General features: G+C 56.6%; 7 protein-coding genes. 6 read left to right on the top strand and 1 reads right to left on the bottom strand.

Annotation, left to right across the window (positions count from 1 at the left end):
* Positions 1-1,731, top strand: a complete 1,731-nt coding sequence (locus PspR32_RS16475; protein WP_159388902.1) for a nuclease-related domain-containing DEAD/DEAH box helicase — start codon at positions 1-3, stop codon at positions 1,729-1,731.
* 428 nt (positions 1,732-2,159) lie between these two features.
* Positions 2,160-2,321 (top strand): hypothetical protein, encoded by a 162-nt coding sequence (locus tag PspR32_RS16470; protein ID WP_159388901.1) that lies wholly within the window; start codon positions 2,160-2,162, stop codon positions 2,319-2,321.
* A 264-nt stretch (positions 2,322-2,585) separates the two neighbouring features.
* Here PspR32_RS16470 and PspR32_RS16465 read toward each other — a convergent pair whose 3' ends face one another.
* Complete coding sequence (locus tag PspR32_RS16465) at positions 2,586-3,029, bottom strand: very short patch repair endonuclease (protein WP_335927529.1); 444 nt, start codon at positions 3,027-3,029, stop codon at positions 2,586-2,588.
* Between the two features lie 469 nt (positions 3,030-3,498).
* On the opposite strand from PspR32_RS16465, the gene PspR32_RS16460 reads away from it, so the two are divergent.
* The 4 genes from PspR32_RS16460 to PspR32_RS16445 are packed head-to-tail and all read left to right on the top strand — an operon-like array spanning position 3,499 to position 10,451.
* On the top strand, positions 3,499-5,163 hold the full coding sequence (locus PspR32_RS16460; protein WP_159388899.1) for a DNA cytosine methyltransferase: 1,665 nt from the start codon (positions 3,499-3,501) through the stop codon (positions 5,161-5,163).
* Positions 5,160-7,181, top strand: a complete 2,022-nt coding sequence (locus PspR32_RS16455) for an ATP-binding protein (protein WP_232531744.1) — start codon at positions 5,160-5,162, stop codon at positions 7,179-7,181. The genes PspR32_RS16460 and PspR32_RS16455 overlap by 4 nt, the downstream gene beginning before the upstream one ends.
* Positions 7,181-9,505, top strand: a complete 2,325-nt coding sequence (locus PspR32_RS16450) for a Z1 domain-containing protein (RefSeq protein WP_159388898.1) — start codon at positions 7,181-7,183, stop codon at positions 9,503-9,505. The genes PspR32_RS16455 and PspR32_RS16450 overlap by 1 nt, the downstream gene beginning before the upstream one ends.
* Positions 9,498-10,451, top strand: a complete 954-nt coding sequence (locus PspR32_RS16445; protein ID WP_159388897.1) for a PD-(D/E)XK motif protein — start codon at positions 9,498-9,500, stop codon at positions 10,449-10,451. Before PspR32_RS16450 ends, PspR32_RS16445 begins: the two co-directional genes overlap by 8 nt.
* Positions 10,452-11,134: the final 683 nt, after the last annotated feature.

Raw genomic sequence — 11,134 nt, 5'->3', positions numbered from 1 at the left:
ATGGCAATTCTGATTCCGGAAAAACCAAAAGATTGCACTTATAGCGAGCGGGTTTTTTACGAGCGGCTGGGGCGAGAGCTGGACAGTGAGTGGATTATCTTACACTCGCTAGGCTTGCATGGCCATGAATCAAAAATTTGGGGAGAAGCCGACATTGTGATTCTTTCTACGAAAGGATTCTTCTCACTTGAAGTCAAGGGCGGCAGAGTATCTTGCAAGGATGGGGTGTGGCAGTTCGGGGATCCTTCTCGAAAGTCTTACAGCAAAAAAGAAGATCCTTGGACCCAATCTAAAGGGACCATGTTCGCGGTACGCAAGCTTCTTAACCAAATAGATTCTAGGTTCAAAGATCTGCTAATTGGATTCGGTGTAGTAATGCCAGGAGAGCGCTTTACTGCTACAGGAGCAGAAATCGAACCCGCAGTTTTGCTTGATAAGCGTGAATTCAGTAAAGATCTAGGCTTTTACATTGGAAAACTGGAGCGGCATTGGATTAGCGCTTATGAATCAAAGCATGGGCGTAAACCGCGTCTGCCTAGCAAGGAAGATATTCAGATAGCTCGACGGATCCTGCGACCAGATGTCGCATCAACCTTCAGTTTAGGCAGCTACTTAACTGGCATCGATGCAAAACTTGTCGAACTGACAAACGATCAAATACGTGTGTCGCGCCGTATGGCCGCAAACCCAAGAACAGTTGTCCGTGGACAGGCCGGTACTGGTAAAACAGTAATTGCAATGGAGCGAGCACGACAGCTCGCTGCTCAAGGTAAAAGAGTTTTGTTTCTATGCTTCAACCAGCTGCTGGCGAAACATTTACGCCTAACCCTTGAAGGAGAAGCTGTTGCAAATCGGATCGAAATCAGGCATGTGCATGCACTCTACAAGGAAGTCATTGATCGGGCCGGCTTGAGTAAGCTGCTTGAACAAGCTAGTGATGAATACCACCTCTTCGCTGAAGTTTTTCCCTCGGCGTTTCTTGAGGCGGCCATCGAGTGTGAGCTTCCTGCATGGGATGCATTGGTTGTTGATGAAGCTCAAGATCTTTTGACGCCGGAAAATTTGGATGCATTTGACTACATGTTGGGAGCTCCGGGTCTAAACTGCGGCCATTGGCATTTTTTTTTCGATCGCTTGCAGAATATCTACGGGGTTGAGGTACAAGGGATGGTCGAGCGTCGACTGTCCGAAGCACAACCAGCATATGATGACTTGTTCGAAAACTGCAGAAACACCAAGCAGGTGGCCGTTCAGGGCTCGATTATATCGGGTATCGATCTGGCGATAATAGGTGCTCCAGAAGGACTGGCGACTGAAAATACGTACTACCGTGACAAAAATGACTTCGTTGCGCGCTTAAGTGGCCTCATTACGATGCTAGTTGCTCAAGATATTTCTCCTGGAGATATTGCGATACTTTCAACAAGGCGCAGAGAGCACTCGAGCATTTCAGGCCTGGCAAGTATCGGCGGACAAGACTTGGTTGATGTATCCGTATCTAACGCTGGCGACATGGTATTTTCAACTATGCATGCTTTTAAAGGTCTTGAGCGTCGAGTCGTCATTGCAATTGATATGGATGAAATAGGGCAGGCTACTAGGTCAATGCTGCACTACGCCGGACTCTCCCGTGCAAAAACTTTGCTTTATGTGTTTCTCCCAGAGATCACAAAGGCCACATATTCAACACAAGCAAGTAGCTATGCACAGAGGTTGATCGGTAGTCTTTAGAAATCTTCGGATCTGGCTACTAGATTGGGCGTTACTTTCATTCTTCCATTGAAGTTTTATTGAGCGTACGCCCGACAGGCCTTCAGGGTGATCAATCCTTCCTCGCCGTCGTCTGTGACAATTCCTCGTGTATGCGCCGGGTCAAGTGTAAGCGATCAAGACTACTACGCATACCTAGGCATGAGGAGTTGGTCGAGAAGATCGAGGAGAAGCTCAGCGCAGCAGTTAGCCAGCAGCCGTAGATGTTGAGCAGCCTCATTCAGCGTGCCTACCTAGAGCTGCAACCATCGTTGGAGCTACAAGGATACTATCTGCCGCTACTGGAGGAGGACGAGGGCTACAGCTTTGACCTGGAGGCAGCACGCTCTGCGCTCTAGCACCTCGCCAGCCTGGCGACGCACTCCAGTGCGCAGGGCAAGGCTTGGTGCATGGTGCGTACTGACCGGGAAAATCAGCGCATCGTCAGTGCGGGCTCGCGCGCCCTTTATGCCGATGCGCCGGATAGTACCAAGACCGAAGGCAAAATTCGCAAGAAGTACACCATCGACAGTCCCATGCTGACTCTGATCCGGCAGAAGGCAGGGAAGTAAAGAGTTGGAGGGGCTCGCCAGCATTGGCCGGTGACCTCTGCCCAGCAGAATACTCCGACGGCAATATTTACTCATGGATCTCTGAACAACGATTGAAGGTAACTGTCCATAGCGGCCAGCAAGCATATCTTCAGAATCCCGGCATTAAGAGCGATGGTGTCCCCTAAAAATACGTGAACACTATCGCCCCTATCACAAGGGAGAAAAGACTGCTTTGGAGAATCTTTTAAGAATTTGGACATCGAGTGCTGAAAGCCGACAGGCTCAAATTACTGTGAACTGATCGCTGGGAGCGAGTAGGTCGGAGAAATTGGGCCATGAAACGTATTTTTGGGTACAGTCCGGTATCGTTTCCAGAAGCCAGTTCATCCCCTCTTCCGGTCCGCGTATTCCGCACTCCCAGAGCTCGATCACTCGCCAGCCTGACCTCAGCAGTTCATCTCGGTTCCTGATGTCACGCTTCACATTCTGATCGAATTTTGTCTGCCAAAAATCCTCGCGGGTCTTTGGGGTCGTGGCGTATCTGCAGCCCGGATGCCTGTGCCAGAAGCAACCATGAACGAAGATGCAGACACGGTGACGAGGAAGTACGACATCCGGTTTGCCTGGAAGATTTCGCTGATGCAAGCGATACCTGAAGCCTTGCCGGTGAAGCAGCTTTCTGACCTTCATCTCTGGTAATGTATCGCTGCCGCGGATGCCCGCCATCATTCGAGACCTGACTTCTCTGCTGACTATGTCCATGAACAACCCCCAAGATGAGCTTGCCCCTGTCTCAGGATACCTCCTTGGAAAAACTTTTCCGCTTCGCGAGCCGATTCAAATCGTGGGTTTCTTCGCCGGTCCGAAGGGCTCGGCGAAGGCGTTGCCTCATCAGGCAATGGTAAGCGACCAGATATTGTCGTTTAGGTCGAAATGGACCCCGTTGCCCGTGAAACCTTGGGGCTAAGGGCATTTTTTTCGCCGGTTGAGGCTGGCTACTTATGAAGGTTCACGCAGCCTGCGCAGGCGACACCTCGCGGCATTTTCATTACACTCTGACACGATGTAACATTTGGCGCCCGGTTGACGATTCGTCAAACCGGGCTGCGCCGCGTGGCCTGAACAGGCCTGAGCCGCCGTCCTTCTGCGCTCCGTGCAACTGGTCTTGGCGCATGTTCCCTATGAGAGATACTGGATGTCCATCCAAACCGAGCTGCTCAATTCGCAGCCCAGCAGTACCGATGAAGAGCCCCTTACCTTGGCTGAGGGCTTGTCCCCCTCGACTGGCAAGAATTCCCGCGCCTCTATCCCAGACGACGAGCTTATCCGCAGCAAGCTGCAGCGTATTCAAGAAGGCGGCGAAATCCGCTACATGGACATGTTCGCAGGTTGTGGAGGCATATCTCTTGGCTTCCTGACCGCCGGTTTCACACCGGTCGCATCGATCGAAATGGACCCGTGGGCTGCGAAATCCCACGGAGCCAACTTCGGCTCGCGCTCAGTTGGGGGTGACAAGGAAGCGCACCACGCCCCGCGCGACGCGGTAATCGAGACTGCTGACTCCGTCTTCGGCGATCTCGGGCTGCAGGGCGCCACGGACCGTCAGATCGATGTCCTCGTCGGCGGGCCACCCTGTCAGGCGTTCGCCCGCGTAGGTCGGGCGAAGCTCCGCGAGCAAGCGCGCCTTCGCGAAGAGGTGACCGCAGATCAAGCCTTCCTGGTGGATGGACGGGTCAGCTTGTGGGAGCGGTACGTCGCATTCATCCGGGCGACGAAGCCTGTCGCGCTTCTGATGGAGAACGTGCCAGACATCCTCAACCATGGCGGCACCAATGTTGCCGAGCTCGTTTCCAAAAGCCTTGCCGAAGAGGGCTACGACGTAGCCTACACATTGCTGAATTCCGTCTGGTATGGCGTTCCGCAGATGCGGGAGCGCATGATTCTGGTCGGCTTCCATCGTTCGACCGGCATCAAGCCAAGATTTCCGGTGCCAACGCACCATTTGATTCTGCCATCCGGCTACACCAGTTCCAAAAGTGCTGCGAGGCGGGTTATCAAAGCCGAAGGCTCGGCGCACCACCGCTGGATTCCCGATCCAGCTCCCGACTCTCCCGCGGCCACATCGGCCTTTGATGCGCTGGCAGATCTGCCGCACCTGTACGCTGAAGAAATGCTTCGCTCGGGTGCCATTCGTCGCGGGGCGAAAGACCCGTCAGAACCTGTCGAGTACACAGCAGAAAAGCCGTCGACTGCCTATTCGCGGCTGATGCGGGAGTGGCTAGGATTTGCGACTAGGTCTACGACTGGCCATGTTTTCCGGTATCTGCCGCGCGACTACAAGATCTTCGCTGAGATTCAGCCTGGCTGGGAGTATCCGCAGGTGCATGCCTATGTAGAGCAGAAAATTGCGAACTGGCTTGCCGACCGCAGGAGACTCGGTTTGCCCACAGACCCGAGAAACGCAGACGTCAGCGCATACATCATGTCCTGGCGCATCCCGTATGACCCGGGAAAGTTTCCGAACAAGTGGTGGAAGCTCCGCGCCGATGCGCCGGTACGTACGCTGATGGCGCACCTCGGCAAGGACTCTTATTCCCACATCCACTTCGATTCGAAACAGGCACGCACCATCACCGTCCGTGAGGCTGCGCGGCTCCAGTCATTCCCTGACGGCTTCGTTTTCAAAGGATCGATGAACCCGGCATTCAAGCAGATTGGTAACGCCGTGCCACCACTATTTGCCTATGCCATCGCTCGTGGAATGCGGGAGTGCCTGGGGGCACCGGAGACACAGGACATGCGTGTGGCATTGTTCGATTTGGAGCAATCACAAATCAAAACGACAGAGGGCAGGAAGTGAAGTTCACCATTCTCCGACTGCTTACTCATTCCGAACTCGGCATGTTTCATGAGTACCGCCGCCAGGGGAAGGAACGCGCCAAACAGCGTTCCATCAACTTCGACAGGGACGTCGTAGGCAAGGTTTTTCCTTCCGCAGAGAACCCGGACACCATCGCAATCACTTGCCGGCGTCTCGAAGACGAAGGTACCGTGGTTGAGATCGCTTCATGGCTCAAGCGACAGCATAAGAATTGGAGATTCGAAGGTGATTGCCCGAAAAGCTCCTTCTACAGTTTCGTCGATCCAGGCGTCCTGTTCGCAATGGTAGTTGACGCCTCGAGCACCCCGGCCAATGCATCCTGGGTTGTCATCCCTGCAGACCACCCAGCCCGCTCTTCGATCCTGGGCCATGGAGAGAGTGCCCAGCTCGGAAAATCCGCAATGATTGCGTTGTACGGTGAGGAAGGCCAGCACTGCCAGGCAGTGCTCTCGGATTACTTCCCGCAGCTATTCAAGGAGGCAGAAGCAGTGTCCGTGACGTCACAAAAAGAAAACGACAACATCCGCAACGATGATGACTCCGCACCGGACCCACTCGGTCTCTTCAAGATCCTGGCACGTGCCGGGCACAGCCTGCCCAGCGCCGTGGCCGATCTGGTGGACAACAGCCTGTCGCATGGCGCTCGGGAAATCGACATCACCTTCCCGAATCCCAATACGGGCGGTCGGTGGATGTGCATTCGCGACGACGGCACGGGCATGACTCCATCGGGTCTGCGCGACGCCATGAAGATCGGGCACCAGCGTGAATATGACGACGGCGATCTGGGCAAGTTCGGCTATGGGCTGAAGGGGGCGGCCTGGTCCCAGGCCGATCGACTGACGGTCGTATCGAAAGCTACCGGAAGCGAGAGCACGACACTCACCTGGGACAAGGACCATCTTGCCAAGACACGCCGCTGGGAGCTTCTGAGCGATCCGGTAGCTCCCGAGCACGCCTCGGCAGTGGGCATCGGCGACTCGGGCACGGCCGTGCTGCTTACGCAGATGCGCCCCTCGATGGAGCCTGCGAGAGGCAGAGCAGATTCTCCCTACGCGCAGGAGCTCGCTGCCATCAAGTCGCATCTCGAACTGGTCTTCCACCGGTATCTTGAAGGCAAGGCGCGCGGGCGCGATAAGGTGGTCATCCGGCTGAACGATGACGTTCTGCGTGGCAACAACCCTATGGGGCACCCGCTGACGAAAGAGTACGACCAGCATCGCATCGAGCTTCCCGGCGCGTCTCCGGACAAGACGCCTGTCCTCTATGTTCGTGCGTACGTCACGCCAAACGAGGCAGAGTTTGACGAATACATCAAGGATCTGTCTCCGCTGGTACAGCGCGTGGAACGAGACCGTCACTCCCTGAATGGTCGCGCAAACGATGCTCAGGGCCTGTACTTCTATCGACTTGACCGCCTCATCAAATGGGGCGGCTGGGAAGATCTCTTCGCCAAGGATGAGCACACCAAGCTGATTCGTGTCGCAGTCGACTTCGACAGGCTGGCAGATGAGCAACTGCAGGTAGATATCAGCAAGCAGCTCATTCGCCTGCCCTTTGCGATCACCAAGCCCCTCGGAGACCTGCTGAAGGCCCCTCGTGCAGCAGCCCGCTCCCGGTACAACAAGAAGGAAAAAGCTGCGCCGACTCAGAAAGGAGGCGGCAAGACTGTGTCGCCGGCCGGCACACCAGCGCCAGGCGGCTTCTTGCCTCCAACAACAACAGCAGCGGGAGGCACTCCCGTGGCCGCACCTGCTCCGGCCCCGACTGCAAAGAAGGACAGAACTTCAATCCGCCTTGTCAGCAGCGGCGACAAGCCATGGCAACGCAAGACCGGGTTCAAGGGGGAGGAAGTCGAGGTCACCCCGCTGATGCCGACGCTGGTGACGCTCGTGCAGCTCATCGACAAGGATGCTGAGGCCAAGACGGCTCTATCTGAATTCCTTCGCGCGCTTGAGACAGCCGGTGTCCCGGACCAGCTAACGGACAACGCCTGATGCAGGTCCAGCTTCCGCTTCCCATTACACTGAAGCCCAGGCTGACCCTGTGGACTGATGCAACCGCCTGGACCAACTGGTCCCGGCATGAAGCCTATCTGCGGGCCCAGCCCAAATGGAAGCCGCACCAGATTGCGTCGGTCGCGGAAGAGTCACTGCGGATCATCTCGAAGACCACACCGGTAGGTCGCCCGGAATTCCAGTGCCGCGGTCTGGTCGTCGGCTACGTTCAGTCCGGCAAGACCGCCAACTTTACGGCTGTGGCAGCGCGCGCAGCCGATGTCGGCTACCGCCTGATCATCGTTCTTTCAGGCATTCACGATTCACTGCGGAACCAGACGCAGAAGCGCCTGGATCTAGAGCTGGCCGGGACCGGCGTCGACTGGATCAAGCTGACCGATGAGGATTCAGATTTTCGTGAGCCGGAGGTGGCCGACGGGTTCGCATCGACCGGTACCGTTCTGATCGTCGCGAAGAAGATCACGCCGATCCTGAAACGGCTCAATCAGTGGTTCGGTAAACTCGAAGGCCGGCTCGCTGATGTACCGGTTCTTCTCATCGATGACGAAGCCGATCAGGCCTCCATTAATACACGCGGAAATCGGCGCGACCCGAGTATCGACACTGACACCGACACCGAACCGGATGACGACACGGCCCCGTCACTGACCAACGCCCTGATTCGCGACATTCTCCGAAAGATTCCGCGGGCCACATACATCGCCTACACGGCTACGCCATTCGCCAACATCCTCATTGACCCAGACGCCAGTGACAGCCAGGTCGGAGAAGACCTGTTCCCCAAGGACTTCGTCGTGCAGCTTCCGCGTCCGGACGGCTACACCGGAACGGAAGAGCTTTTCGGTGTCAGCTCGCAGGGCCGCGATGTACTACGCCCTGTAGACGGCGCAGATGTGAAGGCTCTGAAGCCTAAGCAGCGCAAAAGGGGCGAGGCGATTGTTGCCCGTGGACCGCTGGATCTTCCCCAGTCGCTCGCCGATGCCCTTCTGACCTTTGCACTCGCCGGTGCCATCAGACTGCAGCGCGGCCAGATGGGTAAGCCGAACACGATGCTAGTGCACGTATCCCATCTCCAGCAGGATCAGTTGCGCATTGGAAGGGCGATCAAGGAACAGATCCGCAACTGGTTCCATCATGAGAACGCCGAACCCGGGGTGCTCAAACAGATGTTCCGGTCAACGCTCGCAGGGCTGGGACCGGTAAATCTGCCTTGCAGCGAAGAGGTTCTACTGGAAGAGGCTGTGACGAACCTGGCCCGCCTAGTCGTCGTTGTGCTCAATAGCACAACGGGCGACGAACTGGAATACGACGCCAAGCCTGGACGGCAGCTCGTTGCTGTAGGTGGCAATCGGCTGTCGCGCGGATTGACGCTTGAGGGACTGACGATCGCATACTTCCTGCGTACTACAACGCTGGCAGACGCGCTGCTGCAGATGGCCCGCTGGTACGGTTTCAGGACAGGCTATGAAGACCTGATCCGCATCTGGACAACCGAAGGCATCGCTCAGTGGTTTGTGGAGCTGGCGCTGGTCGAAGAGTCCTTGCGTGACTCCATCACGGCGCTGAACAAGGCCGGCCGCAGGCCTGACCAGATGGCCGTCCGGATGCGCGCCCATTCAAAGCTCCTGCTCACCAGCAAGAACAAGAGCAGAATGCAGATGGATGATGCACGGTCATGGTCTGGTGAAAATCCGCAGACGATCCTGTTTCCCATGCAGGACCGGGAACTGCTGGAACGGAACTTGGACTTGGCGTCCGTCATGCTACGACAGCACCCCCCAACACAGGATGCACACGGGGGCGCCATAGCGCACGATGTGCCGGCCGAGGACATCGCACTGTTCCTGAGGCGTTATGAAGGGCACCCGAACAGCATTGCATTTCAGGGCGCAGAGATTGCCGACTGGATCCTGGAGCGAGCTGAGGCGGGAGAGCTGACGAACTGGACCGTGTTCGTAGCCAACCCGCAGCGGGAACGACAGGTACTATTGGGTGGAAGGCCTTTCGGCCTTGTTCGACGCTCTTTGCAGGCCAACGAGTCGATCGGCATCTTGATCGATCCACGCCATGAAGGTGTCGATCTGTATGGCGGACCGGAGAACTACCGCGCTGGCTCAGGCTTCAATGCACGGGCAATGCGCGAGGACCGACCTGCGCATCAGGGCCTGCTCCTGCTCTACCCCTTGGATCCCGAACCGCTCCGCGCGCCAACACAGGCAGTGCTGGGCCTCGCGCTTTCGCTGCCCCGCACTGCGGACGGCGAACAACGGCTTGTCGTGAACCGTGGGGTACGCAATGGTTGAGATCACGCAGGACCGCTGGACAAGTCTGCGCGAGCAGCGACTTGAGCACGAGTATATCTACGAACAGGTGGCCGAAGACCTGGAAGCAGCGCTGATCGGAGTGTCAGACGACGGACGCCTGCACCTGCTGCTGGCCATCGATGTCGCCCCGCAAAACCTGCCGCCGGACCTGCAGAGTCTTCAGGTCCGCATCCTGGAAGGTGGACAGATTTGGCTGGACGTTTCTGCACGTAGCCATCACGAAGAACTGCTTACGCTGGTAGCCAACAAGGTCCTCCACGCTATCCACATTGAAGGCCGCGACCCTGCCATTTCGGTTGAACGCATCATCGACGACATGCGTGCGGCATTGCGCCCGGTCGCACCTGACCTGAGCATGGCAGAGCAGGTCGGTCTTTTCGGCGAACTCTGGGTGCTGTCCAACGTGCTACTCCCGACCATCGGCCCGCGCGTCAGCCACCTTTGGAGCGGCCCTGAAAGCGAACGTCATGATTTCGTCGGCCAGGGCGTCCACGTTGAAGTGAAGACCACCACGCGATTGGAGCCGAAGCACGAAATCTCCCGTTTCGATCAACTGAGGGCACCCGCCAGCAAGCGCCTTCTGTTTGTCAGCGTCATGGTGGAACGCAGTCTTGGCGGCGAAGAAACGCTGGCAGACCGCGTCGATGAAGTTAGGGAGAAGCTAGTATCCGATGGGCGTGCGCTAGATGTTTTCGATTCACGCCTAGCACAACTCGGCTGGCACGAGGGCTTACGGCAGACAGGCGCTCTCCTGCGGTTCACATTCCGCGATGTCCATGTCTTCGAAGTTGCCGGCAACTTTCCCAGGCTCCCAGATGACTACGTCCCGCCACTCGGTGTGACAGGCATTAAGTACAGCGTCAATGTCGGCAGCCTGCCGTCGCTCGACGTATCGCAAGTTCAGGAGGTTCTTCTAACCGCCTAACGCGTCACCGCACAATTTGCGCTGCCGTACGCCACGGCAGTTTGACGTCGCTTGTGCGCAGGGTTAGTTGAAGACCTTCCCTAGCTTTCTCTTAGTCGCGGGTAGGCAATCTCATCGTCGGACGGTTCGCAGTTGGGCCGCTCCAACGGGTTGGTGCTGTGAAGCTGGTTCAATTACACCTCATCTAGGCAAGCGCGCCATAAACTGCGGCTTACTAACTACTTACGGCGTGCCGCCGTCAGCTACATGATGTAGATATTACGTCGTTCTTTGATGAGATCGACAATGAATGGATGCTGCTGTTTCTAGAACACCGGTTTGCAGAGCGGTGTTCTAGAAACAGCAGCAAATGGCTTTAAGCCGGTGTTATGGAGGCTGGCCGTAGGGTCGCAGGTATCAAGGGCACGCCCCAAGGCGGTGCTGCGACTGACCGCCAACAAGCCTATGCGTGCGATGTCGTTGGCAATTCTGGAGAAGTGCACTTACTTACCCACAGGATCGTTTCGCGTCACATCCTCAACTAGGTGCCGTGTACGGTAGTTCCGCACGTACGGATCTGAGCACCAGGGCGGCGGGCAACTGTCGTCCTTGCCGCAATCAAAGCACGTGGTGGGAATGAAGGGAATCAAACCCTCGTTTCAGCTTGGAATGCTGACAGCTCAGCGGAGCTAATATTCTGGCAG

The organism is Pseudomonas sp. R32 (assembly GCF_009866705.1).
Classification (GTDB): Bacteria; Pseudomonadota; Gammaproteobacteria; order Pseudomonadales; family Pseudomonadaceae; genus Aquipseudomonas; species Aquipseudomonas donghuensis.
The sequence above is the reverse complement of the archived record's forward strand: the minus strand, read 5'-3'. Positions and strand labels throughout refer to the sequence as shown.

What these genes read in the sequence shown, in the direction of transcription:
- PspR32_RS16450 (WP_159388898.1), top strand. Translation starts at nt 7,181, where the DNA reads ATGCAGGTCCAGCTTCCGCTTCCCATTACACTGAAGCCCAGGCTGACC.
- PspR32_RS16445 (WP_159388897.1), top strand. Translation starts at nt 9,498, where the DNA reads ATGGTTGAGATCACGCAGGACCGCTGGACAAGTCTGCGCGAGCAGCGA.
- PspR32_RS16460 (WP_159388899.1), top strand. Translation starts at nt 3,499, where the DNA reads ATGTCCATCCAAACCGAGCTGCTCAATTCGCAGCCCAGCAGTACCGAT.
- PspR32_RS16475 (WP_159388902.1), top strand. Translation starts at nt 1, where the DNA reads ATGGCAATTCTGATTCCGGAAAAACCAAAAGATTGCACTTATAGCGAG.
- PspR32_RS16470 (WP_159388901.1), top strand. Translation starts at nt 2,160, where the DNA reads ATGGTGCGTACTGACCGGGAAAATCAGCGCATCGTCAGTGCGGGCTCG.
- PspR32_RS16465 (WP_335927529.1), bottom strand. Translation starts at nt 3,029, where the DNA reads ATGGCGGGCATCCGCGGCAGCGATACATTACCAGAGATGAAGGTCAGA.